Below are 23,651 nucleotides of genomic sequence, written 5' to 3'. Positions count from 1 at the left end.
CTGGGAAGAGAACCTGGGGCTCCATCATGGGGCACATCCGGCCGGAAATAAACCCCCAACGCGATACATGTCCGCGTATGAGCGATTAGCGCGTTCCAACCGAAGTAACGCGAGAGGCGCACCCCGGTCTCCGGAGGGTCACAGCGTTGAGATTTCCCGGATTGCCGACATATGTTGAGCGACGTCAATCGAGGAGGCGAGTGTGCGGGATTCTCCCGACAGCGCGGCAATCGCTGTTGCGGGCCTTTGGAAGATCTTCGGATCTCGGGCGCAAAAGGTCCTGGGCAGCGACGACAGGCATCTCGACCCCGCCGCACTGAGGGAGAAGACCGGCTGCACCGCCGCCGTCCGGGACGTGAGCTTCGAGGTGCGCCCCGGCGAGGTCTTCGTGGTCATGGGCCTGTCGGGCAGCGGCAAGTCCACCCTGGTGCGCTGCCTCACCCGGCTCGTCGAGCCCACGGCGGGCGAGATCAGGATCGGCGGCGAGGACATCGCCGCCGCCTCCCCCGCCCGCCTGCGCGAGATCCGGCGCCACCGGGTCAGCATGGTCTTCCAGCACTTCGGCCTGCTGCCACACCGCAAGGTGATCGACAACGTGGCCTACGGCCTGGAGATCCAGGGCACCGCCAGGGCCGCCAGGCACGCGCGGGCCGCCGAGATCCTCTCCCTCGTCGGTCTCGACGGCTACGCCGAGGCCTACCCCGACCAGCTCTCCGGCGGCATGCAGCAGCGCGTGGGCCTGGCCCGGGCGCTGGCGGTGGAGCCGCAGGTGATGCTGTTCGACGAGCCGTTCAGCGCGCTCGACCCGCTGATCAGGCGCGACATGCAGGCCGAGGTCATCCGGCTGCACCGCGAGGTCGGCAAGACGATGGTGTTCATCACGCACGACCTGTCCGAGGCGCTCAAGCTGGGCGAGCGGATCGCGATCATGCGGGCCGGCGCGATCGTGCAGCTCGGCACCGCGGAGGAACTGGTGGGCGCGCCGGCCGACGACTACGTGGCCGACTTCGTCCGCGACGTGCCGCGGAGCCATGTGCTGACCCTGCGCTGGATCTGCCGCGACCCCGAGCCCGGCGAGCCGCTGGACGGCCCGGCGCTGCCGGTCACCACCGTCATCAAGGACGCCGTCGGCGTCGCCTCCGCCTCCTCCCGGCCGATCCGGGTCATGGCCGGGAACGACCTGGTGGGCGTGGTGGACCGGGTGGACCTGCTGACCTTCCTGTCCGGCGCGGACACCGAGGCGGGGGCGGACCGTGGCGAGCGGACCGCGCTCGCGCGGGCGCCGCGGGCGGGCGCATGAGCACGACGGCCGTCAGCACGTCCGCCGGGTTCCGGTTGCCGAAGTGGACGGCCCCGGCCGGGGTGGCGGCCCTGTTCGTGGTGGCGTACCTGGTCTTCCGCGGCACCGGGACGCTGCCGCACGACAAGGAGGCGCCGCCGTTCCTGGCCGTCACCGAGCTGCGCGAGTGGATCGACGACCACCGCAACGACAATCCGCTCTTCCTGTACTTCCTCAACTACATCCGGCTCTTCGTCGGCGGCCTCTACGACCTGTTCCAGACCGTCCTGTACGCGCTCGGCTGGCCCGGCATCACCGGCGTCATGGGCGCGCTGGCCTGGCTGGCGGGCGGCTGGCGCACCGGCACGCTGGCGCTCGCCGGCGTGAGCTCGTTCGGGGTGCTGGGGCTGTGGGAGTCGAGCGTCGACACGCTGGCCCTGGTCGCGGTCGCGGTGCTGCTGTCGCTGGCGATCGGGATCCCGCTGGGCGTCTGGGCCGGGCTGTCGGGCCGCGCGCGCCGGGCGATCACGCCGGTCCTGGATGTCATGCAGATCATGCCGACGCTCGCGTACCTGGCGCCGCTCGCGCTGTTCTTCCACATCGGCGCGCCCGCCGGGGCCATCGCGACGATGATCTACTCGATCCCGCCCGCTATCCGCATCACCGCGCTGGCCATCTCACAGGTCTCGCCCACGGCGGTCGAGGCGTCGGCCTCGCTGGGCGCGACCCGCCGCCAGACGTTGTTCAAGGTGCACCTGCCGCTGGCCAGGCCCACGATGGCGCTGGCGGTCAACCAGACCATCATGATGGCCCTGTCCATGGTCGTCATCGCCAACCTGATCTCGGCCCCCGGCCTGGGCGGCGACATCATCCGCGGCCTGTCGCGGGCGCAGGTCGGCATCATGCTCCCGGCCGGCGTGGCCATCGTGATCATGGCCGTCGTGCTGGATCGCACACTCACCGCACCACGAGGGAGCGCCGCTGCCTGGAGGAGCGGCGGGAGCGAAGCGACCAGAGGCGGGGAAGGCGGCGGCATCAGAGGCGACCGAGCCGCCTCACGAGGTGAGGCCGTGAACACGGCCCACAGGAAATCGCCTGCGAAGGTCGAGCGTGGCGATCTCGTCGCGGCGGGGGTACTGGTGGTGGCCGGGCTCGCGCTCATCCCCGTACTCCCCCGGACCTGGCCGGAGAACCTCACGGTCAACTTCGTGGCCGAGGTGAACGACGCCGTCCACTGGGCCGAGACCAACTGGTACGCGGTGACGACGTTCATCAAGGACCTCACCTCCCACGCCCTGCTGAACCCCCTGGAGAGCCTGCTCACCTCGGCCCCCTGGTGGCTGGTCGCGCTGGCGGTGCTGACCGTGGCCTGGCGGGTGAGCGGCGTGCGCCCGGCGCTGACGGCGCTCGGCTGCCTGCTGGCGATCGCGCTGCTCGGCACCTGGGAGCACACCATGCAGACGATGACCACGGTCGCCGTCGCGGTGCTGGTCACCCTGCTCATCGGCCTGCTGCTGGGGGTGGCCGCGGCCCGCTCGCCGCGCTACTCGGCGGTGCAGCGGCCCATCCTGGACGCCGCCCAGACCATGCCGGCCTTCGTCTACCTGCTGCCGGCGCTGGCACTGTTCGGGACCACCCGCTTCACCGCGATCTTCGCCTCGATCATCTACGCCGTGCCGCCCGTGGTGCGCCTGGTCGAGGACGGCATCAAGGCCGTGCCGGCCACCGTCGTCGAGGCCGCGACCGCGGCCGGCTCCACCCCCGGCCAGTTGCTGTGGAAGGTGCAACTCCCGATGGCCAGGAGGGCGATCCTGCTCGCGGCCAACCAGGGCATCGTCATGACCCTGGCCATGGTCGTCGTCGGCGGGCTGGTGGGGGCCGGCGCGCTCGGCTACGACGTCGTCGTCGGGTTCTCCCAGCGGACGGACTTCGGCCTGGGCCTCATCGCGGGCATCGCGACCGTGCTCCTCGGCGTCATGCTCGACCGCATCACGCAGGGCGCCGACAGGCGCCCTTCCCCCCGAAAAAGGAAGTTCACATGAAGATTCGCCTGCTCGCAGGCCTGCTCGTCCTTGGGCTCGCCGCCGTGGGCTGCGGCGGAGCCACGGTCGACACCACCCCCTCCAGCTCCGCGCCACCGCAGGCCGGCGCAAGCAGCGCCGCCGCCGGCACCGTGAAGATCGCGATCAACCCCTGGGTGGGGTACGAGGCCAGCGCCAACGTCGTCGCCTACCTGCTGAAGAACGAGCTCGGCTACACGGTGGAGATGCCCGAGATCAAGGAGCAACTGGCCTGGGAGGGCTTCGAGACCGGCGACGTCGACGTCATCATCGAGAACTGGGGTCACCCGGACCTGAAGAAGCAGTTCATCGAGGAGAAGAAGGTCGCCGTCGAGGCGGGCTCCACCGGCAACAAGGGCGTCATCGGCTGGTACATCCCCAAGTGGATGGCCGACGAGCACCCCGACATCACCGACTACAAGAACCTCAACAAGTACGCCGACCTGTTCAAGACCTCGGAGTCGGGCGACAAGGGCCAGTTGCTGTTCGGCGACCCGTCGTACGTCAGCAACGAGGAAGCCCTGATCAAGAACCTCAAGCTGAACTACAAGGTCGTCGTCGGCGGCAGCGAGGCGGCCCTGATCAAGAGCGCCCAGCAGGCGCAGGAGCAGAAGAAGGCGCTGCTGTTCTACTTCTGGGACCCGCACTGGCTGTTCAGCGACATCGACCTCGTCCGGGTCAGCCTGCCCCCCTACACCGAGGGTTGCGACGCCGACCCGAAGAAGGTCGCCTGCGACTACCCGGAGATGGACCTCGACAAGATCGTGAGCAAGAAGTTCGCCGATGGCGGCGGCAAGGCGTACGAGCTGGTCAGGAACTTCAGCTGGACCAACGAGGACCAGAACGCCGTGTCCGACGACATGACCAACAACGGCATGACCGGCGAGCAGGCCGCCAAGAAGTGGGTGGAGGCCAACACCGCCAAGTGGCAGGCCTGGATTCCCAAGTGACCCCGTCTCGGCCGCGGGCCTGCGGGCCCGCGGCCGCGGAGACCATCATGTTCCGACCGAAGACGCTCGTCGGGCCGCTGGTCGCGGCCCTGTTGCTGGCCTCCTGCTCCAGCGGGGAGCCCGCCACCACCACCGCCCGCGCCAAGGGCACCGTCAACATCGACATCCACGCCTGGGTGGGCTACGAGGCCCAGGCGGCCGTACTGGCCTATCTGCTCAAGCACGAGCTCGGCTACGAGGTGAAGACCCGGCCCATGAAGGAGGCGGACTCCTGGAAGGATTTCGAGTCCGGAAAGGTCGATGTGATCGTGGAAAGCTGGGGTCACAACGACTTGAAGCAGGAGTACATCGAGAAGCGGAAGGTGGCGTTGTCGGCCGGGCTCACCGGGAACAAGGGAGTGATCGGCTGGTACGTCCCCGAGTGGATGGTCAAAAAGTACCCCGACATTACGGACTACCGAAACCTGAATAAGTACGCCCGCCTCTTCCGGACCGAAAAATCCGGAAATGCCGGACAGGTCCTGGACGGCGATCCGACATTCGTCACCAACGACGAGGCTCTCGTCAAGAACCTGGGGCTCAATTACCGGGTCGTCTACTCCGGTAGCGAGGACGCGTTGATCAAGGCCGCCGAGGCCGCGACGAAGAACCGCAGGCCGCTGCTCATGTATTTCTACGAGCCGCAATGGCTGTTCACCAAGGTCAGATTGGTGAAGATCGCGCTGCCCGCCTACGCCGTGGGCTGCGACGACGACGCGGTCAAGGTCGCCTGCGACTACCCGCCCTACCTGCTGGACAAGATCGTCAGCCGGCGGTTCGCGGAGACCGGCGGGCCGGCGTACGAGCTGGTGCGCAACTTCAACTGGACCAACGACGACCAGAACACCGTCGCCAGTGACATGATCAACGAGAAGCTGCCCGCCGAGGAGGCCGCGAGGCGCTGGGTCGAGGAGAACGAGATCGTGTGGAAGGACTGGATCCCGCGTTGAGGTTCGACTACGTGATCGTCGGCGGCGGCTCGGCCGGTTGCGCACTGGCCAACCGGCTGAGCGCCGACCCGTCGGCCTCGGTCCTGGTGCTGGAGGCGGGCCGGCCGGACTACTGGTGGGACGTCTTCGTCCACATGCCGGCCGCGCTGATGTTCCCGATCGGCAACCGCCTCTACGACTGGAAGTACGAGTCCGAGCCGGAGCCGTTCATGGCGGACCGGCGGATCTACCACGCCCGCGGCAAGGTGCTGGGCGGCTCCAGCAGCATCAACGGCATGATCTTCCAGCGCGGCAACCCACTGGACTACGAGCGCTGGGCCGCCGACCCCGGCATGGAGAGCTGGGACTACGCGCACTGCCTGCCCTACTTCAAGCGCATGGAAAACTGCCTGGCGGACCCCGGCACGGACTTCCGCGGCGGCGCGGGACCGCTGAAGCTCGAACGCGGCCCGGCCCGCGGCCCCCTCTTCGAGGCCTTCTTCGCGGCGGTCCAGCAGGCCGGCCACCCGCTGACCGACGACGTGAACGGCTACCGCCAGGAGGGCTTCGCCGCCTTCGACCGCACCATCCACCGCGGCCGCCGGCTCAGCGCGGCCCGCGCCTACCTCCATCCGGTGCGCCGCCGCCGCAACCTGCGGGTCAGGACCCGGGCGCTCGTCGAGCGGATCCTCTTCGAGGGGACCAGGGCCGTGGGCGTGCTCTGCCGGGGAGAGCGGATCGAGGCGGGCGAGGTCATCCTGTGCGGCGGCGCGATCAACACCCCCCAGCTCCTCCAGCTCTCCGGCGTCGGCCCGCGGGCGCTGCTGGAGCCGCTGGGCATCGAGGTCGTGCACGACCTGCCGGGCGTCGGCGAGAACCTCCAGGACCACCTGGAGGTCTACGTGCAGCACGCCTGCAAGCAGCCGGTCTCGCAGCAACCGTCGCTGGCGAAATGGCGCCGCCCCTTCATCGGCGCCGACTGGCTGTTCTTCCGGCACGGCCCCGGGGCCACGAACCACTTCGAGGCGGGCGGCTTCATCCGCTCGAACGACGCCGTGGCCTACCCGAACCTGATGTTCCACTTCCTGCCCATCGCGGTCCGCTACGACGGCTCGGCCCCGGCGGGCGGCCACGGCTACCAGGTGCACATCGGCCCGATGTACTCCGACGCCCGTGGCTCGGTCCGGGTCAGGTCCGACGACCCGCGCCAGAAGCCCGCGCTCCGCTTCAACTACCTGTCCACCGACCAGGACCGCCGGGAGTGGGTGGAGGCCGTCAGGCACGCCAGGGAGATCCTCGCCCAGCCGGCCTGGGCCGGCCTGGACGCCGGCGAGCTGTCACCGGGGCCGCAGGTGCGGACGGACGAGGAGATCCTGGAGTGGGTGGCCCGCGACGGCGAGACCGCCCTGCATCCCTCGTGCACCTGCCGAATGGGCGTGGACGAGATGTCCGTCGTCGATCCCGGCACCATGCGCGTGCACGGGCTCGACGGCCTGCGCGTCGTGGACGCCTCGGCGATGCCGTACGTCACGAACGGCAACATCTACGCCCCCGTCATGATGCTCGCCGAGAAGGCCGCCGACCTCATCAGGGGCGACACCCCGCTGCCCGCGGAGCCCGTGGCGTTCCACCGGCACCAGCGGCCGGTCGTTCCGGACTAAAATCCAAGCTCATGGCTCCTGAAGTGCTCGACTGGGTCGAGCGGGTGGCGGCGTTCTGCGGCGAGGCCTGGGGCCTGGCTCCGATCACCGGCCGCATCCTGGGCTGGCTGCTCGTCTGCACCCCGGCCGAGCAGTCCGCCGGCCAGATCGCCGACGCCATCGGGGCCAGCCGGGCGTCCATGACGTCCAACATGCGCCTGCTGACCTCCATCGGCCTGGTCCGCCGCCGGACCCGGCCGGGCGAGCGCACCGCGTACTACCGGATCGAGGACGACGCCTTCGAGAAGGTCGTCAGGCAGCGGCTGGCGGCGTTCGCCGCGTTCGGGGCCATCGCGGAGGAAGGGCTGGCGCTGGGCGGCGCGGACGAGGACCGCACCCGCCGCATCCGCTCGGCCCAGCGCTCCATCGCCCTGCTCACCGACCCCGCCCAGGGCCGCTGAGCGCTATCGGTCCCACAGCGCACTGATCGGCACTGCCGGGAGGCGGTCACCGAAGCCGAGTGACCGCCGCCCGACTGCTTCGCCCACTCACCCCATGACGGCATCCCCTACCTGCGGAAACGATATTCCACAGGCAGTTGAACCGACATTTCACGGGCTTGGAACCGACATTTCACGGATGCCGGACCGACATTTGACGGGCCTCCGAACCGACATTCCAGAGCGCCCGGCCACCACGCGGATGCACAGACAGCCCTCCAGAGCCGGTGGAGTTCTACCGACACCGAATGAGCCTTCCGCGACTCAGGCCACAGTGAGGTGGAGATCATCGATATCGATGGAGACATCCAGACTCCCGCCCAGAGCCTCGGCGTAGGCGGCCAGTGTCGAAACCTTGATGTTAGGCAGTGTCGCCGACTCGATCGCAGAGACGCGCTTCTGGCTCACCCCCATGCGCTCGGCGACGATCTGCTGCGTCAGGCCCATCCGCTTGCGGATCTCCCCCAAGCGCAGCCCCGCGATCCGCCTCGCCGCCCGCCGGCGGATCTCCTCCATCTCACCGGGCTCGTCGAAGATCTCAGCCAGCGCGCTGTCGTCGTGCTTCACTTGCTCTCCTCCTTGCCGCCGAGCCACTGATCTCCAGCTTCCACACCGCACAGCCTCCTTGATGTGCACTATAGAAGTATTCTATTCAGAATAAATCCATAGTAGGTGCTGCATGGAGATCTAGCGATCGGGCCGCTGGTAAAGCCGTACCGACAGGGCGAAGAACTCCACCGCCGTCAGGCTCGCGACCGTACGTTGTACCGTACAGACGTGGCAGTCGAGTACTCAGGGAAGGGCGACCCCGCACGCAGCCTCGCGCTGCTCTGGCGGACCAGCGAGCGGACCAGCCGCAAGGGCAAGCCGGGGCTGAGCGTGGCCCGCATCGTGCGCGCCGCCATCGAGGTGGCCGACGCCGAGGGGTTGCAGACGCTGTCCATGCGCCGGGTGGCCGAGCGGCTGGGCGTGGGGACGATGTCGCTCTACACGTACGTGCCGGGCAAGCCGGAGCTGTTCGACGTCATGCTCGACCAGGTCTACGGCGAGACCGCCAGGCCGGAGCACGTGCCCGGCGGCTGGCGGGGCAGGCTGGAGCAGATCGCCAGAGAGAACTGGGCCCTCTACCTGCGCCACCCGTGGCTGCTGCAGGTGGCCGCGAGCCGGCCGGTGCTCGGCCCGAACTTCACCGCCAAGTACGACTACGAGCTGCGCGCCGTGGACGGCATCGGCCTGTCCGACCTGGAGATGGACTCGGTGATCACCCTGGTCACCGGCTTCGTGCACGGGGCGGCCAGGGGCGCGGTGGAGGCCGCGCAGGTGGAGAGCCTGACAGGGCTGAGCGACGAGCAGTGGTGGGCCGCGCACGCGCCCTTCCTCAACCGCATCGCCGACTCCGACCGCTATCCCGTCGCCTCCCGGGTGGGGCAGGCCGCGGGTGAGGCGCTCAACGCGGCCTACAGTCCCGAGCACGCCTTCGAGTTCGGACTGCAGCGCGTGCTCGACGGCATCGCGGCCCTGATCGGCCAGCGCGATCCCGCGGCCTGACCGCCTCGCCCAGCGGCACGCATGCGGCCTGACCGCCCCGCCCAGCGATGCGCGTGCGGCCTGACCGCGCGCCCACGGTGCGCGCGATCAGCCTGACAGTGCGCGCTCGTAGGCGAGCAGCGTGTCCACGAACATCCGCCGCTGCTCGGGCGTGAGCGGTTGCAGAGCCTGCCGCCAGGCCCCGGCGCCGTGGCCGAGCCATTCGTGGATCGAATCCCGGTGCCCGTCCGCGATGCTCACGATCGTGCGCCGCCGGTCCGCCTCGTCCTCGCGCCGCTCCAGCACGCCCTTCCGGCTCAGGTCCCCCACCATCAGGCTCACCGTCGCGGGCGCCACCTCCAGCCGCCCGGCCAGTTCGTTGACCGTCATCGAGCCGTCGAACAGCAGGTAGGCCAGCAGCGACAGGTGCCGGGGCGCCAGCGAGAGAGACCGCAGCTCCGCGGGCACGCCCAGCCGCTTGGCCCGCCCCACCATGCGCGGCATCAGCAGCAGCAACGTCCTGATCCCGTCGTCCACGCTCAAGCCGTCTGTTGACATCCCCAATACCTTGCTGTCTAAATTAGCTTTGTTTGCAAAGCAAATCGAATCTGCCTGACACCAAAGGATAGACATGACGGGCTTCAACCAGCAGGTCATCGACGAGTTCCGGGCGAACGGCGGCAAGGTGGGCGGCATGTTCGAGGGCGCCCCGCTGCTCCTGCTCACCACCACGGGCGCCAGGAGCGGGCGGCGCCACACCAACCCGGCGGTCTACCTGAGAGACGGCGAGCGGGTCCTGGTGTTCGCCTCCAACGCCGGCGGCGAACACCATCCGGCCTGGTATCACAACGTGCTGGCCAACCCCAGGGTCGTCGTCGAGCTCGGCGAGGAGCGGTTCGCGGCCCGGGCGGTGCCGCTGGAGGGCGAGGAACGCGACCGCCTGTATGCCCGGCAGGCCGCCATCGACCCGGCGTTCGCCGCGTACCAGGAGCGGACGGACCGCGTGATCCCGGTCATCGCGCTCTACCCGGAGGCCGAGCGGCTGGCGGCGTTCGGGGACGAACTGGTCCGGATCCACGCCCACCTCCGGGGCGAGCTGGCCCGGTTGCGCGCGGGCGAGGCGTCCGCCGGCGATCTGCGTACCCACTGCCTGGCCTTCTGCGACGCGGTGGGCTTCCACCACGCAGGTGAGGGCCGGGTGGCGTTCCCGCATCTGGAGCGGCTGTTCCCGGAGCTGAAGCAGTCCCTCGACCGGCTGCGCGACGAGCACGCGGTGATCGCCGGGCTGGTCGCGGAGCTACGCGAGGACGCCGGGCCGGAGACGCTCGACCGGATCGCGGGCGAGTTGGAGGCGCACTTCGCCTACGAGGAGGAGCGACTGGTCCCGGTGCTCAACTCGCTGACCGAAGCGCCCTGGGCCTAGCGCACCGGGGCGGCGCGCAGGCGTACGACGTGCTCGACCAGCGAGATCAGCGTCGACTTGACCGACTCGCGGTTGCGGGCGTCGGTGTGCACGATCGGCACGTACGGCGACAGCGCCAGCGCCTCCCTGACCTCCTGGTCGGAGTGCGGGAACTGCCCGTCCCAGCCGTTGATGCCGATGACGAACGGCAGCTTGGCCTCTTCGAAGTAGTCGATGGCGGGAAAGCTGTCGGCCAGCCGCCGGGTGTCGAGCAGCACCACCGCGCCGATGGCGCCGCGCACCAGGTCGTCCCACATGAACCAGAACCGGTGCTGCCCGGGCGTGCCGAACAGATAGAGGATCAGGTCACGGTCGAGCGACAGCCGGCCGAAGTCCATGGCCACGGTGGTGGTCTGCTTGGTCGGTGTCATGGCGAGGTCGTCGATGCCCGCGGACGCGTCGGTCATCACCGCTTCCGTGGTGAGCGGGAGGATCTCGGACACCGCCCCCACGAACGTCGTCTTGCCGACGCCGAAGCCGCCCGCCACGACGATCTTCGTCGAGGTGAGCCCGGGGCTAGAGCCTGCGTAGTCCACTGAGCACCCTTTCGAGCATGTTGATGTCTGGCTGTCCCTCGCTGAGGCGTGGCTGGTGCAGGCGGACGAGCCCCTCGTCTGACATGTCCGCCACGAGCACCCTGGCCACGCCCAGCGGGACGCGGAGCAGGGCCGAGATCTCGGCTACCGATCGGAACGACCTGCAGAGCTGCATGATGGACTCCTGCTCGGGGGTGAGCATGGCCATCTCGTCGTCCGGGATCGACATCGATGAGATCAACGTCTCCATCGCGAGGTGATAGCGCGGCTCGGCACGGCCGCCTGTCACCGCGTAAGGGCGGAACAGGGGCTCGTCGTCCCCTGTCCCGTCAGTGCCGTACACGGCCCGCTCCCATCAGCTCCATCACATCACCGGGTCCTGGCCGCCTGCAGTTCGGCGCGCAAGGCCGGCGTCAGCGCCTGTCCCGCCCTGTCCACCAGCAAGGTCATCTGGTAGGCCACCAGCCCCATGTCACAGTCCGGGCCCGCCAGCACCGTGAGCACGGAGCCGTCGCTGATGGCCATGACCAGGAGCAGCCCGCGCTCCATCTCGACGACGGTCTGCGTCACCGAACCGCCCTCGAACACCCTGGACGCACCCACGGTCAGGCTCAACAGGCCCGCCGACACCGCGGCGAGCTGGTCCGCCCGGTCCGGCGGGAACCCCTCCGAGGCGGCCAGGCAGAGGCCGTCGGCCGACACCACGACGGCATGCGCGACTCCGGGCGTGTGACGTACGAAGTCGGTGATCAGCCAGTCGAACCTGTGTGCCTCATGGCTAAGGGTTGTCACGCATCCTCCCCGGCGGGACGCTCACTCACTCTTGTTCCTCCTGTCCACGAACTTCCTGGCGGCCCCGTCTCACACCCTGCTGGTAACTGGCCATCCGGCTGCGCACCCGGTCCGCTGAGACCGGGGGCACCGGCGACTGCCGTTGCGCCTGCTGTTGCTGCTGCGCGGGCTGGCTCGCCGTACCGGGGACCAGGTTCGCCCTGGGGGTGCGCTTGGGGAGCCCGGCGGCGGTGACGCCGCCGAGGCTCGGCTCGCTGGCCGCGGCCGCCGCGCGCCAACCGGCGTCGGCGGCCGTCCGCCACGTTTCCTCCCCCGAGGGTACGGCCTGCGCGGGCCGCCCCTCACCCCCATGGCGCGGCTGTGCCGGCTCCTGGGGTGGTCCAGTGATCGAGCCGGCGGCCGGCTCCGCGGGCGGCCTGCGGAACCAGGCCGACTCCACGGCGGCGAAGATCGGCAGGAACTCCTCCTGCTCCGGCTCCATCGGCGACACCTCGACCGAGGGCGGCGGCTCCGGCGCGCGCATGTCATTGGTGCTGTACGCGGACGGCGTCTGGAACGCGCCATTTCCCGATGGGAAGGAGCCCGTGCTCGGGTACGAGGGGTAGGAGCCGTTGTCGTAGGAGGGCTGCTGCCCGCGGTAGGAGCCGCCGTCGGTGTCGGCGGTGAACCCCTGCACCCCCGACCGCCCCGGGTCGGAGTTGAACGCGCCGAACACCGGCCCGGGCGTGCCGTCGGGGGCGTCCCGCTGGCGCGTGCCCGGCATGCTGTCGAAAGCGCCCCGCTGGGGCGTTTCCGGCGGGCTGTCGAAGACGCTCCGCTGGGGCGCGTCCGGCATGCTGTCGAAGGCACCGGGCCGGGACATGCCCTGCGTGCTGTCGAAGCTGTCCGGCCCCTGCTGCCGGCCGCCTGGGACCTCGAAGGACCGCGGCGGGACGATCCCGGGCCGGGGCCGGCCGCCGTCGAAGGAGTCGAAACTGCCGAACGACCGGAACGAACCGTTCTGCACCGCTGCGCCCGCCTGGCTGGGCACGGTCCCGCCACCGAAGGCCGGCCGCTGCGGCAGCGGCTGCTGCGTGCCGTCGCTGATCAGCGTGGGCGGCAACAGCACCATGGCGATCAGCCCGGCTTCCTCGCCCTTCCTGAGCTGCACCCTGATGCCGTGGCGCAGCGCCAGCCGGCCGACCACGAACAGGCCCATGCGCCGGGAAACCGACACGTCCACGACGGGCGGCTCGGCCAGGCGGCGGTTGGCCTCGGCCAGCTCCTCCTCGGTCATGCTGATGCCGGTGTCGCTGACCGACAGCAACGCGCCGCCGCCCTCGACGAGGCTGCTGGTGACGTTGACGTGGGAGTTGCTCGGGGAGAACTGGATGGCGTTCTCGACCAGCTCGGCTACCAGGTGGACCAGGTCGTTCGCGGTGCTGCCCAGCACGGAGGTGCCGCGGTGCACCCTGACCTGGACGCGCTCGTAACCCTCGACCTCCGACAGCGCGGCGCGTACGACGTCGACCAGTTTGGCCGGCTGGCTGCGCCGGCGGGTGGCCTCGTGGCCGGCCAGGACCAGCAGGTTCTCGGAGTTGCGGCGCATGCGGGTGGCCAGGTGGTCGAGCTTGAACAGGTCGCCCAGCCGGCCTCCGTCCTGCTCGCCCTTCTCCAGTCCGTCGATCAGTGAGATCTGCCGCTCGACCAGCGTCTGGGTGCGGCGCGAGAGGTTGACGAACATCGAGCTGATGTTGCTGCGCAGCTCGGCCTCCTCGCCCGCCAGCCGCACCGCCTGGCGGTGCACCTGGTCGAAGGCCCTGGCCACCTCGCCGATCTCGTCGTTGCCCTTGACCTCGATCGGGGCCACCTCGCCCGCGCCCGCGTCGCCGCTGACCCGGAGGTGGCGCACCACGTCGGGCAGCCGGAAACCGGCGATCTCCAGCGCCTCTGTGCGCAGCCGCCGCAGCGGGCCCACCATGGAGCGGGCGATGGCCACAGTGAGCAGCAGCACGACCAGCAGCAGGGCCAGGATCAGGCCACCGATGATGAGCGCGCTCTGGATCTCGGACTGGCGCAGCTCCTGGCTGCGCAGGTCCACCTTGCCGGCCAGGTCCCGCTCAAGGCTGTGCAGCGCGTCGATGGTGGCGGTGTTGTCCTCGAACCACTGCTCGCGGCTGCCGTTGGCGGAGATCAGGTTGTCGTTGATCCTGGCGCCCGGCGCCCGGCCGCTGGCCAGCGTGATCGCGCGGGACTTGGTGAGCTGGACGCGGATGTACTCCTGCTTGGAGGTGAGCAGCTTGGACAGCGCCGTGCCCGCCTCGACGCCGGCCTCCGCGCCGACGGTGGCGATGTCGCTCTGCTGGCGGGCGTTGGAGGCGATGAAGAGCTCGACCTCCTTGGCATCCACCCGGTTCGGATTGTAGGAGGCCTGGATGAGCTGGACACGCTGCCGGGAGATCTCCTCCTTGGCCGCCGCGAGCGCGCTCAGGGCGCGGAACTGACCGACGATCTCGGAGTCGTCGGACAGCAGGCTCAGCTCGTCGTGCAGCTTGAGCAGGCTGTCGGCGAGGAGGTCGTAGCGGCTGGTGTCCGTCTGGCCCTCGGTCCTGATCTTGGCCAGCCGGCTCAGGTCGTACCGGGCCTGCCCGACGGCTCTGACGACGCGCGGGCCGAAGGAGCCGTCCAGCCCGTCCAGGTCGGAGTTCACGGCCTTGACCAGGGTGTCGACCGCGGCCTTGCGCTCCTCGAGCGGACCGGAGAGCGACTTGCGGACGGTGCGCGAGGCGCCGATCCAGCCGCTCGTGTCACGCTCCAGCCCGAGCGCCTGCACGAGGTCGCGGATCCGGCCCGCCACCTCGGCCGCGGTGGCCGTCCGGTCGTAGGCGTTGATGCTGTCGACCGAGGCCACCACGCGCGCTCCCCCGAGCACGACGCCGGCGATGGTCGGCACCAGGATCAGCGCGGTGAGCCGCCACCTCACACGCCAGTTTCGCAGGCTCAGTCGAGGCAGCGACCGCTTCTCGCGATCCCGTCTGGCGGCTTTGCCGCTGTCGGAGTTCCCCGTAGTCACTGCTTCCGCTACCCCTCACTCGTCCCGTCCCGCAACGGGCTCTCAAGCCGTCCACAAGGTATCCGGAGCTCCCGACTTAACCGGCATTTCGGACAAAATCGTTACAAATGCGACCGGTAGTCGTGTGCTGCTGGTTATCGCAGTGCGGCAAGCACCTGATCGCGGACTTGAGCCCTCTGCACGGCATCGCTGAGGGGGCGACCGGCGCGATCCACAACGTAGAAGACGTCCACCGCCTCCGCGCCGAGAGTCTCTACGCGAGCGGCTCTCACGTCAAGACCACACTCACCGAACGCCCGTCCAATCCGCCACAGGAGCCCCGGCCTGTCATGGGCCCTGACTTCCACCACGGTGGCGGTCGCGGAGGCGTCGTCGACCAGTGTTACGCGAGGTGGAGCCACAGGCACCCGGGGAGGCCGCAAAGATCGTGTACGACGGGCCAGTCTCTGCTCGATGTCAAGGCGGCCAGCAAGGACGAGGCGCAGATCGGACTCCAGCGTGGCGGGGTCGGGCGGGGACCCGTACTCGGGGACGACGGAGAACTCGATCACCGACGTGGACCCCGCCGAAGCGGCCGAGGCCGAGCGGACGACCATCCGGTGGGCGGCGAGCACCCCGGCGGCGCTCCACAGCAGCCCCACCCGGTCGGGGGCGACGACCGTGACCGCCCCGCCGTTGACCCGGACGGCACCTCCGCCGTGCCGGGCCAGCGCCGTCTGCGCGGGCGACAGGGTGGGCGGCTTGGGCGGCGGCGAACCGGCCAGCACGGACCTGACCCGGCGTACGAGGTCGGTCACCAGCCCGGCCTTCCAACTGTTCCAGGCGGCCGGGCCGGTCGCGTGGCCGTCGGCCACCGCCAGCGCGGCCAGCAGGTCGAGCACCTCCCGCGAGCCGACGGTCCCGGCGACCTTCTCGATCGTGACCGGGTCGTCCAGGTCCCGCCTGGTGGCGGTCTCGGGCAGCAGCAGGTGGTGGCGTACAACGGTGGCCAGGGTCTCCACGTCCGGCGCGGGCAGGCCGATCCGGGTGGCGATGTCACGGACCACGATCTCGCCGGTGGTGGAGTGGTCGCCGGGCCAGCCCTTGCCGATGTCGTGCAGGAGCGCCGAGATCAGCAGCAGGTCGGGACGGGAGACCTCGCGGGTGTGGCTGGCGGCGTTCGCGGCCGCCTCGATCAGGTGGCGGTCGACCGTGAACCGGTGGATCGGGTTGCGCTGGGGACGATGGCGTACGCGCTCCCAGTCAGGGAGCAACTTGACAAGGACGCCCGCCTGGTCGAGCTCCTCCCACACGGGCACGGCGGCACGGCCCGCACCGAGGATCGACACCAGCGCGTCACGCGCCTCCTCGGGCCAGGGCACCGGCATCGGCGGCGACTGAGCGGCCAGGACCGACACCGTGGCAGGGGACAGCGGCAGCCCCGCGTCGGCCGCCGCGGCGGCGGCGCGCAGCACCAGGACGGGGTCCTTGCGGGGGTTGACGCCCCGGGCGAGCACCACCTCACCACCATGCTCGACCACGCCGTCCGCCAGCGGGCGGCGGCCCCGGGGAGCCGGGCCTGACAGGAGTCTGTCAACGGTGCGCCAGGTGGCGTCGAAGGCGTGCGAGATCGTGCGGCCGGCCTCGGCCAGCCGCCGCATCAGCGCCTCGGCGTCGAGGAGGCCGAGCAGCCCGGCCACGGCGTCCTGCTCCTGCAGCACCAGCCGGTCGGTGCCGCGGGCGGTGACGACGTGCAGCGCGTGCCGCACGTCGAGAATGAGCTCGTACGCCTCGCGCGCCCGGGGCCCCGGCGCCGAGGCCACCCAGGCCGCCGCCACTGCCTGCATGGCCTGGACGTCGCGGAGCCCGCCGCGTCCGTCCTTCAGGTCGGGTTCGAGGAGGAATGCCAGCTCGCCGCTGGACTGGGCACGCCTGTCTGCCGCGTCACGCAGCTCCCCCAGCCGGCGCCGGGAGTCGGCCCGCCACTCGGCCAGCACCCCCTCCCTGACCCTCCTGGTCAGCTCGGGGTCGCCGGCCACGTGCCGGGCCTGGATGAGGCCGAGCACGGCCTTCAGGTCGTGCCTGGCGACGGCCACCGCCTCCTCCACCGTACGCACCGAGTGGTCGAGGCCGACGGCCGAGTCCCAGATCGGATACCAGATCCGGTCGGCGATCCTGGCCACGTCGGCCCGGCTGTTGTGCAGCAGGACCAGGTCGAGATCGCTGCCCGGGGCCAGCTCGCCCCGGCCCAGGCTGCCGACGGCGACCAGTGAGACGTGGTCGCCGTCGCTCGCCGTCCGGAAGAGATCCTTCAGCCAGCGGTCGGTGTCGGCGGCCCGCTCCTTGCGCGCCGCCGCGTACGAGCGGGCCTCTCCCCTCACCGCTATGCCCCTTGCCTCCGTCACAGGGCGTCCGGACCTCGCTCTCCCGTGCGTACCCGGATGACGGTGTCCACCGGGACGGACCAGACCTTGCCGTCGCCGATCTTGCCGGTGTGCGCGGCCTTGACGATGACGTCGATCACGTCCTCGGCGTCGTCCTCCTCCGCGAGCACCTCCAGCCTGACCTTCGGCACCAGGTCGACCTGGTATTCCGCGCCCCGGTAGACCTCGGTGTGGCCGCGCTGGCGACCGTAGCCGCTCGCCTCGCTGACCGTCATTCCCTTGATGCCGAACTGTTCCAGCGCGGCCTTCACGTCATCGAGCTTGAAGGGCTTGATGATCGCGGTGATGAGTCTCATGCGTCCACCTTCTTCTCCGCCGGCTGGGCCGGCTTCTTCTGGACCGGGGCGGCGGGACCGTTGGCGGAGGCCACGCCGGAGGCGTATACGGTGCCGAGGTCGTAGCCGGTCTCGGCGTGCGTCGTGACGTCGATGCCGGCGACCTCGTCCTCGGTGGACACCCGGAAGCCCATCGTCCTGTCGATGATCTTCCCCAGGATCCAGGTGACGGCGAAGGAGTAACCGCCGACCGCGACCGGGCCGAGCACCTGCAGACCGAGCTGGCCGAAGCCGCCGCCGTAGAACAGGCCCTCGCTCTGCTGCTCCAGGAAGGGGTAGGCGGCCAGGAAGCCGAGCGAGACGGCACCGATGACGCCGCCCACGAGGTGCACGCCGACCACGTCGAGGGAGTCGTCGTAGCCCAGCCGGTATTTCAGGCCCACGGCGTAGGCGCAGATCGACCCGGCCAGCAGGCCGATGACCAGTGCTGCCCACGGGTCCACGAAACCACAGGCCGGGGTGATCGCGACCAGCCCGGCGACCGCGCCGGAGGCCACGCCGAGGCTGGTGGCGTGGCCGTCGCGCAGCTTCTCCACGACGAGCCAGGCGCCGGCCGCCATCGCGGTGGCGATCTGCGTGTTCATGAACGCCAGCCCGGCCGTGGCGTCAACGGCCAGCTCGGAGCCGGCGTTGAAGCCGAACCAGCCGAACCACAGCAGGCCCGCGCCGAGCAGCACCAGCGTGAGGTTGTGCGGCCGCATCGGCTCCTTGCGCCAGCCGTGGCGTCTGCCCAGGACGAGGGCCAGGGCCAGGGCCGCGGCGCCGGCGTTGATGTGCACCACCGTGCCGCCCGCGAAGTCCTCGATGCCCATGGTGTTGAGCCAGCCGGTGCCCCACACCCAGTGCGCGACCGGGAAGTAGACGATCGTCGCCCAGATGACGCTGAACACCATCCAGGCCCCGAACTTGGCCCGGTCGGCGATGGCGCCGCTGATCAGGGCGACGGTGATGATGGCGAACGTCAGTTGGAAGGCCGAGAAGACCAGGCTCGGCATGCCGGTGCCGTCGTCCTTGGTAGCGGTGTCCACCAGGCTCTGCAGGCCCAGGGCGTCGAATCCGCCGACAAAGTTGTTGATCGCCGAGCTGGGATTGTCGGTGAACGCGAGCGAGTGCCCGAACAGCACCCAGGCGATGGTCACTGTGATGATGGCGCCGAACGACATCATCATCATGTTCAGGACGCTCTTGGCCCTGGTCATACCCCCGTAGAAGAACGCGAGGCCCGGAGTCATCAACAGCACCAGTGCGGTGGCCGCGAGCATCCAGGCTGTAGTGCCGCTGTCGATCTTCACGACGCGACCCTCCCTTACGTGTGACGTGTGGCCACAGCGTGTTCGCCCGGGGTTTCGTGGCTCGACCAGGCGTGTTTCGCATTCGTGAACTCGCCGTACCGGTGTTTCCGTGGAGTTTCGGAACCATCACACGCCCGATTTCGGCCGCGCTGGAAAGGGCATGCGATACTTAGGCTTGCCTAACCTAGGAAATCAAGGAATGCCCATGCGCCTTCGCCTGGCCCTCACCGCCATGCTCCCGTTGCTGTCCCTGGCCGCCTGCGGCACCTCCGCCGCCTCCCAGGAGGCCGGTCCCACCAGGACCGTCAAGCACGCCATGGGCGAGACGAAGGTGCCGATGACCCCCAGGCGGGTCGTGGTCCTCGACTCGGACAAGCTCGACAGCATGGTGTCGCTCGGCCTCGCCCCCGTCGGCGCGGTCCAGGCGAGCGACAACCAGACCTGGCCCGAATATCTCGGCTCGGCGCTGTCCGGCCTCAAGAGCGTGGGCACCATCGCCCAGCCCAATCTTGAGGCCATCTCGGCGCTCAAGCCGGATCTCATCCTCGGCTCGAAGTTCCGCCAGGCGGCGTACTACGACAAGCTCAGCAAGATCGCCCCCACCGTGTTCACCGAGCGGGTCGGCATCACCTGGAAGGAGAACTTCCTGCTCGACGCCGAGGCCCTGGGCAAGAAGGACCAGGGCCGGCAGTTGCTGACCGCGTACGAGACGCGGGCCAAGCAGGTGGGCGCCAAGTTCGCCAAGCTCAAGGTGAGCATCGTACGGTTCAGGCCGACCGAGATCCGCATCTACGGCCCCGACGGCTTCTCCGGGATCGTGCTGGGCGACGCGGGCATCCCCCGGCCCCAGGCCCAGCTCCTGGAGGGCAAGGACGACCGCCGCTTCGCCAAGCTGAGCCAGGAGAACCTCTCCGACGCCGACGGTGACGCCCTCTTCTACAGCGCGTTCGGCGACGAGGCCGCCAAGTCGCAGGCCGAGGTGACCGCCGGGCCGCTGTGGCAGAACCTGGACGCCGTCAAGGCGGGGCACGCCTTCAAGGTGGACGACGAGATCTGGATGACCGGAATCGGGGTCACCGCCGCCGGCAAGATCCTCGACGACCTGGACAAATACCTCACCCCGCTGGTGTGACCCATTCCCGCCACGGCGTGTGCCCGGGCGGCGGGTTCACTCCCCGGCCCAGAAGCGCCGCAGGTGTGGCACGAGCTCGGCGGCGCGCTCCTCCGGGAAGAACAGCCGACCGCCCTCGATCTCGACGAGCCCCCTGACGCCGGGGATCTTGTCCTGTAGCCGGCGGGCCCAGCTCACGTCGAAGAACACGTGCGAGCGGTGGCGGGAGATCGAGGAGCGCTGTTCGTTCGGCATGCTGAAGTCGGCCCTGGAGGCCACGGGGGCGGTGGACGCCCATGAGCCCGGCCGCGATTCGCGGTCCGGGCTCGGTGCCGCCTGGGTCAGGCGGCGGCCATGGCCATCTTGCGCAGGCGGGCCAGGGCGTCGCGCTCGATCCTGCGGGCGCGGTCACGCCCGATGCCGTAGCGCTCGCCCACCTCCGTGAGCGTGTGCTCGCGGCCGTCCACCAGCCCGTAGCGCCACCGCAGCATCTCGCGGGTGTCGCCCTCCAGCCCGGTCAGCCACTGGTCCAGCCGCTCCCGCTCCAGGATGTCGATGGCCTGCTGCTCGGGATCGGCCCACGTCTCGTCGGCGATCATGTCGCCGAGCTCGGTCTCGTCCTCGTCACCCACTCCGAGCTGCAGTGACACCGGGTCGGAGGCCCACCGCCGCAGCTCCCGCACCCGCTCGATCGGCAGGTCCAGGATCTCGGCGAGGTCGTCGTCGGTGGGCTCGGCGTCGAACTCGGCCAGTATGTCCCGGCGCACCCGCATCAACCGGGTCATCTGCTCGCCCGCGTGGGTGGGCAGCCGCACCGGCCGGGCCTGCTCGTGAATGGCCCGCCCCACCGACTGCCGGATCCACCACGTGGCATACGTGGAGAACTTGTATCCCCGCTGGTAGTCGAACTTCTCCACGGCTCTGACCAGCCCCAGGTTCCCCTCCTGGACCAAGTCGATCAGTGGCATCCCCCGCCCCGAGTATTTCCGTGCCACCGCCACCACCAGGCGCAGGTTGGCCTGGATGAACTCGTCCTTCGCCCGCTGGCCCGAGATGGCCAGCCGCTCCAGCTCCTCGTCGGCCACGTCCCCGATACGCGGCTCCGAGCCCCCGCTGTCGAGCAGCTGCTCGGCGAAGAGTCCCGCCTCTATCCGCTTGGCGAGCTCAACCTCTTCCTCCGCTGTGAGCAGCGGGACCCGGCCGATTTCGGCCAGATAGGTCCCCAGCAGATCGCGATCGGCGACGTGCTGCTCCTGCGTGCGACTCCCCGTAGGCCTTGCCATCCCCAGGCACCTCGTTCCGCAGCTACCTTCTATACCCGGCCAACGTCCGGCCAGAAGCAAAGATTCCCTAAACAACTACGACCGAGGGAGGGTTCTGGATGTCCTCCTCAAGGAGGAGAGTGCCGTGAAACACCTGGTGAAGGCGGGGTGCGCGGGCCGGAAGGCCAGATGATCACCTGGTGCCCGGCCGGCTCAGAGGCTCCCACACTCTACGTCCGGATGCCGCCGTCAGTGCGACTCCGCGATCGCCGCGGCCAGCTCGCACCCGGTGTCGCCCAGCCGGTGCCGCCCCTCTGTGACCACGCGGCGCCCGCCCGAGATCACCGAGTGCACGTCCGCCGCCGTGGCCGCGAACACGACGGCCTCCACCCCTTCGGCACCCGCCGTCCGTACGGAGTCCAGCCGGACGGACACCAGGTCGGCCCAGGCGCCGGGCATGAGCTGGCCCGCGTCGGGGAAGCCGAGCGAGCTGTGGCCCGCCCCGGTGGCGGCGGCGAGCAACTCGGCGGCGCGCCAGTGGCCGCGCCTGCGGCTGGCCAGCCGCTCGTTCAGCTCCACCGCCCTGGCCTCCTCGAACAGGTCGATCACGGCGTGGCTGTCCGAGCCGAGCGTGATCGGCGCGCCCGACTCCCGCCTCGCAGTTTGCCTGCTGGGCGGGCTCGCCGGGGGTACGGGACACGCCGAAATGACCCTGCCGTGAATGGCGCCATTCAGCTCAGGTGACGCGACCGCCTCGGGGCCGGACGGTCAGCTCGGTGAGGTGGGCGTCGGGGCCGGCGTTGACGGCGGCCAGCACCGCCCGCGCCACGGTCTCCGGCTTGAGGTATTCGTCGGGCTCGTACGCCCCGCCCTCGTAATCCCGCACGGAGCGCTGCATGTCGGTGTCCGTCCGCCCCGGGTAGACGGTCGTGACCCGCAGCTCCGGCTCCTCCAGCCGCAACGCGTCCGCGAACGCCTTCAACGCGAACTTGCTGGCCCCGTAGGAGCCCCATTCGGCGTTGGCCCGCTGCCCCGAGCCCGAGTTGACGCACACCACGTGGCCGCCGGCGCGGCGCAGCGCGGGCAGGAGCAGCCTGGTCAGCTCGGCGACGGCGATCACGTTGACCTCCATCGTCCGGCGCCACACGTCGGCCGGCTGGTCGGCGATCCTGCCCAGCGTGCCGATCCCGGCACTGTGCACGAGCACGTCGAGCCGCTCCACGCCCGCCACGTCGGCCTGTGTGATCTCCGTCAGCTCCACCGGCCAGGGGCGCGCGTCGGGCAGGCCGGCCGCCATCTCGGCGAGCGCGTCCCTGTCGCGGCCGCCGAGGATGACGTGGTGCGTCGGGGCCAGGGCCCGCGCGACGGCCGCGCCCACGCCCCGGGAGGCGCCGGTGACCAGCGCAGTCGGTCGTTCGTTCATGGAGGTCAGCCTATTGAGCTTGACGACTATTCAAATTTGACTACAAACTTGAGCACATGTCCTCGACCCGGATCCTGATCCTCGGCGCTCTCCTCGACGGCCCCCTGAACGGTTACGGCGTCCGCCGGCGACTGGAGCAGATGGGCACCGACCAATGGGCGAGCGTGGCCTTCGGGTCGATCTACCACGGGCTGAGCAAGATGGCCGAGGAGGGCCTGCTGGAGGTGGTCGAGGCCGGCAAGGGCGGCAAGGTCGTCTACGAGATCACCGAGCACGGGCGGACCGAGTTCCAGCGGCTGCTGGTGCACGCCTGGCACGAGATCAACCCGATCATCGACCCGTTCCAGGTGGCCCTCACGTTCATGGACCGGCTCGGCAAGCAGGAGATCCTCGAAGCCCTGCGCAACAGGAAGCTGCGGCTCAGGACGTTCGTCGAGACCTTCGAGCACATGCTCGGCGCCAAGCAGCGCTATGGCGCGCCGCCGCACATCGACGAGAACCTCCGCCTGACCAGAGCCATGTTCCAGGTCCAGCTCGACTGGGTGGAGCACGCGATCGGTGAGGTCGAGGCGGACAAGTTGCCCTGAAGGAGCCAAAATGATCATCCAGGGCCAGGGCAGCGCAAGACGTTCACCACCAGAAGCCGCAAGGAGCCCGCCGCCGTCCGCCGAAAGCTCGGTCACATCAGCCAGTCCGGGGGCGTGGAGGACACCATGAGCCCGCGGCCATGATGGTGATCGCGGTCTTCGGCTCGCTGTTCTCCGGCTTCGGCATGCTCGCCGAGCTGCGCAACGGCTCACTCGAACGCTACGCCGTCAGCCCCGTCTGGCGGCCGGCCATCGTGCTCGGGCGAGTGGCCAGGGACATGGTCGTGCTGGTCTGCCAGGCCATCCTGGTGCTGCTGGCCGGGATGTTGGTGCCGATCTCGTTCGCGCCCGACTGGATGAGCTTCCTCGCGCCGGCCAACCCGCTCTATCACGCGCTGGAGGCGGGGCGGGCGCTGTTCGACGGCAGGCTGACGGACCCTCGATCCCGATCG

Annotated in this window: 23 protein-coding genes and 1 pseudogene; 10 read left to right on the top strand and 14 right to left on the bottom strand. The window is 69.9% G+C overall.

Annotated elements, in window-relative coordinates:
• Nucleotides 1-202 precede the first annotated feature (202 nt).
• Genes ABGB18_RS24335 through ABGB18_RS24310 form a run of 6 tightly spaced genes read left to right on the top strand, consistent with a single transcriptional unit; the run spans nucleotide 203 to nucleotide 7,358 of the window.
• Nucleotides 203-1,300: a glycine betaine/L-proline ABC transporter ATP-binding protein gene (locus tag ABGB18_RS24335; protein ID WP_347697879.1), complete on the top strand. Its 1,098-nt coding sequence runs from the start codon at nucleotides 203-205 to the stop codon at nucleotides 1,298-1,300.
• Nucleotides 1,297-3,321: an ABC transporter permease subunit gene (locus ABGB18_RS24330; protein WP_347697878.1), complete on the top strand. Its 2,025-nt coding sequence runs from the start codon at nucleotides 1,297-1,299 to the stop codon at nucleotides 3,319-3,321. The genes ABGB18_RS24335 and ABGB18_RS24330 overlap by 4 nt, the downstream gene beginning before the upstream one ends.
• Nucleotides 3,318-4,289 (top strand): ABC transporter substrate-binding protein, encoded by a 972-nt coding sequence (locus tag ABGB18_RS24325; RefSeq protein ID WP_347697877.1) that lies wholly within the window; start codon nucleotides 3,318-3,320, stop codon nucleotides 4,287-4,289. The genes ABGB18_RS24330 and ABGB18_RS24325 overlap by 4 nt, the downstream gene beginning before the upstream one ends.
• A gap of 47 nt (nucleotides 4,290-4,336) precedes the next feature.
• Nucleotides 4,337-5,278, top strand: coding sequence for an ABC transporter substrate-binding protein (locus tag ABGB18_RS24320; protein WP_347697876.1), 942 nt, complete (start codon nucleotides 4,337-4,339; stop codon nucleotides 5,276-5,278).
• Nucleotides 5,254-6,918: a choline dehydrogenase gene (gene betA, locus ABGB18_RS24315; protein WP_347697875.1), complete on the top strand. Its 1,665-nt coding sequence runs from the start codon at nucleotides 5,254-5,256 to the stop codon at nucleotides 6,916-6,918. Before ABGB18_RS24320 ends, betA begins: the two co-directional genes overlap by 25 nt.
• Before the next feature lie 11 nt (nucleotides 6,919-6,929).
• A complete protein-coding gene (locus tag ABGB18_RS24310) occupies nucleotides 6,930-7,358 on the top strand; it encodes a helix-turn-helix domain-containing protein (RefSeq protein ID WP_347697874.1) in 429 nt (142 codons plus the stop codon).
• A gap of 303 nt (nucleotides 7,359-7,661) precedes the next feature.
• Here ABGB18_RS24310 and ABGB18_RS24305 read toward each other — a convergent pair whose 3' ends face one another.
• Nucleotides 7,662-7,964 (bottom strand): helix-turn-helix transcriptional regulator, encoded by a 303-nt coding sequence (locus ABGB18_RS24305; protein WP_347697873.1) that lies wholly within the window; start codon nucleotides 7,962-7,964, stop codon nucleotides 7,662-7,664.
• 210 nt (nucleotides 7,965-8,174) lie between these two features.
• Here ABGB18_RS24305 and ABGB18_RS24300 point away from each other — a divergent pair, with 210 nt between their 5' ends.
• The gene (locus ABGB18_RS24300) at nucleotides 8,175-8,945 is read left to right on the top strand and encodes a TetR/AcrR family transcriptional regulator (RefSeq protein WP_347697872.1); all 771 of its coding nucleotides are present in this window, start codon (nucleotides 8,175-8,177) and stop codon (nucleotides 8,943-8,945) included.
• A gap of 87 nt (nucleotides 8,946-9,032) precedes the next feature.
• Here ABGB18_RS24300 and ABGB18_RS24295 read toward each other — a convergent pair whose 3' ends face one another.
• Complete coding sequence (locus ABGB18_RS24295; RefSeq protein ID WP_347697871.1) at nucleotides 9,033-9,482, bottom strand: MarR family winged helix-turn-helix transcriptional regulator; 450 nt, start codon at nucleotides 9,480-9,482, stop codon at nucleotides 9,033-9,035.
• 73 nt (nucleotides 9,483-9,555) lie between these two features.
• Between ABGB18_RS24295 and ABGB18_RS24290 the strand changes: the two genes are divergently transcribed.
• Complete coding sequence (locus ABGB18_RS24290) at nucleotides 9,556-10,347, top strand: nitroreductase/quinone reductase family protein (protein WP_347697870.1); 792 nt, start codon at nucleotides 9,556-9,558, stop codon at nucleotides 10,345-10,347.
• Here ABGB18_RS24290 and ABGB18_RS24285 read toward each other — a convergent pair.
• The 7 genes from ABGB18_RS24285 to ABGB18_RS24255 all read right to left on the bottom strand — a co-directional run bounded on the left by ABGB18_RS24285 (nucleotide 10,344) and on the right by ABGB18_RS24255 (nucleotide 18,816).
• A complete protein-coding gene (locus tag ABGB18_RS24285) occupies nucleotides 10,344-10,922 on the bottom strand; it encodes an ATP/GTP-binding protein (RefSeq protein WP_347697869.1) in 579 nt (192 codons plus the stop codon). The two genes, ABGB18_RS24290 and ABGB18_RS24285, sit on opposite strands and share 4 nt — an antisense overlap.
• A complete protein-coding gene (locus ABGB18_RS24280) occupies nucleotides 10,903-11,265 on the bottom strand; it encodes a DUF742 domain-containing protein (protein ID WP_347697868.1) in 363 nt (120 codons plus the stop codon). Before ABGB18_RS24280 ends, ABGB18_RS24285 begins: the two co-directional genes overlap by 20 nt.
• 26 nt (nucleotides 11,266-11,291) lie before the next feature.
• The gene (locus tag ABGB18_RS24275) at nucleotides 11,292-11,714 is read right to left on the bottom strand and encodes a roadblock/LC7 domain-containing protein (RefSeq protein WP_347697867.1); all 423 of its coding nucleotides are present in this window, start codon (nucleotides 11,712-11,714) and stop codon (nucleotides 11,292-11,294) included.
• A 25-nt stretch (nucleotides 11,715-11,739) separates the two neighbouring features.
• Entirely contained in the window at nucleotides 11,740-14,676 is a 2,937-nt protein-coding gene (locus ABGB18_RS24270; protein WP_347697866.1) for a nitrate- and nitrite sensing domain-containing protein, read from the bottom strand.
• Nucleotides 14,677-14,900: 224 nt separating this feature from the next.
• Complete coding sequence (locus ABGB18_RS24265) at nucleotides 14,901-17,126, bottom strand: [protein-PII] uridylyltransferase (protein ID WP_347697865.1); 2,226 nt, start codon at nucleotides 17,124-17,126, stop codon at nucleotides 14,901-14,903.
• Nucleotides 17,127-17,146: 20 nt separating this feature from the next.
• Nucleotides 17,147-17,485 carry a P-II family nitrogen regulator gene (locus tag ABGB18_RS24260; RefSeq protein ID WP_347697864.1) on the bottom strand — a complete coding sequence of 113 codons (339 nt, stop codon included), beginning with the start codon at nucleotides 17,483-17,485 and terminating at the stop codon, nucleotides 17,147-17,149.
• On the bottom strand, nucleotides 17,482-18,816 hold the full coding sequence (locus tag ABGB18_RS24255) for an ammonium transporter (protein WP_347697863.1): 1,335 nt from the start codon (nucleotides 18,814-18,816) through the stop codon (nucleotides 17,482-17,484). Before ABGB18_RS24255 ends, ABGB18_RS24260 begins: the two co-directional genes overlap by 4 nt.
• 205 nt (nucleotides 18,817-19,021) lie before the next feature.
• Between ABGB18_RS24255 and ABGB18_RS24250 the strand changes: the two genes are divergently transcribed.
• Nucleotides 19,022-19,948, top strand: coding sequence for an iron-siderophore ABC transporter substrate-binding protein (locus ABGB18_RS24250; protein ID WP_347697862.1), 927 nt, complete (start codon nucleotides 19,022-19,024; stop codon nucleotides 19,946-19,948).
• Nucleotides 19,949-19,984: 36 nt separating this feature from the next.
• Here the strand turns inward: ABGB18_RS24250 and ABGB18_RS24245 are convergent, their stop codons facing one another.
• The 4 genes and pseudogenes from ABGB18_RS24245 to ABGB18_RS24230 form a co-directional block, all read right to left on the bottom strand.
• Nucleotides 19,985-20,206: a hypothetical protein gene (locus tag ABGB18_RS24245; protein ID WP_347697861.1), complete on the bottom strand. Its 222-nt coding sequence runs from the start codon at nucleotides 20,204-20,206 to the stop codon at nucleotides 19,985-19,987.
• Between the two features lie 62 nt (nucleotides 20,207-20,268).
• Nucleotides 20,269-21,210: a sigma-70 family RNA polymerase sigma factor gene (locus tag ABGB18_RS24240; RefSeq protein WP_347697860.1), complete on the bottom strand. Its 942-nt coding sequence runs from the start codon at nucleotides 21,208-21,210 to the stop codon at nucleotides 20,269-20,271.
• A 228-nt stretch (nucleotides 21,211-21,438) separates the two neighbouring features.
• Nucleotides 21,439-21,849 (bottom strand): annotated as a pseudogene (locus ABGB18_RS24235) (amidohydrolase family protein); the annotation flags it as partial.
• Nucleotides 21,850-21,925: 76 nt separating this feature from the next.
• Nucleotides 21,926-22,612 (bottom strand): SDR family oxidoreductase, encoded by a 687-nt coding sequence (locus tag ABGB18_RS24230; protein WP_347697859.1) that lies wholly within the window; start codon nucleotides 22,610-22,612, stop codon nucleotides 21,926-21,928.
• A gap of 56 nt (nucleotides 22,613-22,668) precedes the next feature.
• On the opposite strand from ABGB18_RS24230, the gene ABGB18_RS24225 reads away from it, so the two are divergent.
• On the top strand, nucleotides 22,669-23,199 hold the full coding sequence (locus ABGB18_RS24225; RefSeq protein ID WP_347697858.1) for a PadR family transcriptional regulator: 531 nt from the start codon (nucleotides 22,669-22,671) through the stop codon (nucleotides 23,197-23,199).
• Between the two features lie 220 nt (nucleotides 23,200-23,419).
• Here the strand turns inward: ABGB18_RS24225 and ABGB18_RS24220 are convergent, their stop codons facing one another.
• Nucleotides 23,420-23,578, bottom strand: a complete 159-nt coding sequence (locus tag ABGB18_RS24220; protein WP_347697857.1) for a hypothetical protein — start codon at nucleotides 23,576-23,578, stop codon at nucleotides 23,420-23,422.
• Nucleotides 23,579-23,651 lie beyond the last annotated feature (73 nt).

The sequence above is a fragment of the Nonomuraea sp. B12E4 genome (genome assembly GCF_039871825.1).
Taxonomy (GTDB): domain Bacteria; phylum Actinomycetota; class Actinomycetes; order Streptosporangiales; family Streptosporangiaceae; genus Nonomuraea.
Note: the sequence above shows the minus strand (reverse complement) of the source record. Positions and strands in the feature narration are given on the sequence as shown.

Coding starts and splice junctions, on each gene's coding strand:
- ABGB18_RS24330 (WP_347697878.1), top strand. CDS start 1,297: ATGAGCACGACGGCCGTCAGCACGTCCGCCGGGTTCCGGTTGCCGAAG.
- ABGB18_RS24325 (WP_347697877.1), top strand. CDS start 3,318: ATGAAGATTCGCCTGCTCGCAGGCCTGCTCGTCCTTGGGCTCGCCGCC.
- ABGB18_RS24320 (WP_347697876.1), top strand. CDS start 4,337: ATGTTCCGACCGAAGACGCTCGTCGGGCCGCTGGTCGCGGCCCTGTTG.
- ABGB18_RS24310 (WP_347697874.1), top strand. CDS start 6,930: ATGGCTCCTGAAGTGCTCGACTGGGTCGAGCGGGTGGCGGCGTTCTGC.
- ABGB18_RS24295 (WP_347697871.1), bottom strand. CDS start 9,482: ATGTCAACAGACGGCTTGAGCGTGGACGACGGGATCAGGACGTTGCTG.
- ABGB18_RS24290 (WP_347697870.1), top strand. CDS start 9,556: ATGACGGGCTTCAACCAGCAGGTCATCGACGAGTTCCGGGCGAACGGC.
- ABGB18_RS24260 (WP_347697864.1), bottom strand. CDS start 17,485: ATGAGACTCATCACCGCGATCATCAAGCCCTTCAAGCTCGATGACGTG.
- ABGB18_RS24250 (WP_347697862.1), top strand. CDS start 19,022: ATGCGCCTTCGCCTGGCCCTCACCGCCATGCTCCCGTTGCTGTCCCTG.
- ABGB18_RS24240 (WP_347697860.1), bottom strand. CDS start 21,210: ATGGCAAGGCCTACGGGGAGTCGCACGCAGGAGCAGCACGTCGCCGAT.
- ABGB18_RS24230 (WP_347697859.1), bottom strand. CDS start 22,612: ATGAACGAACGACCGACTGCGCTGGTCACCGGCGCCTCCCGGGGCGTG.
- ABGB18_RS24225 (WP_347697858.1), top strand. CDS start 22,669: ATGTCCTCGACCCGGATCCTGATCCTCGGCGCTCTCCTCGACGGCCCC.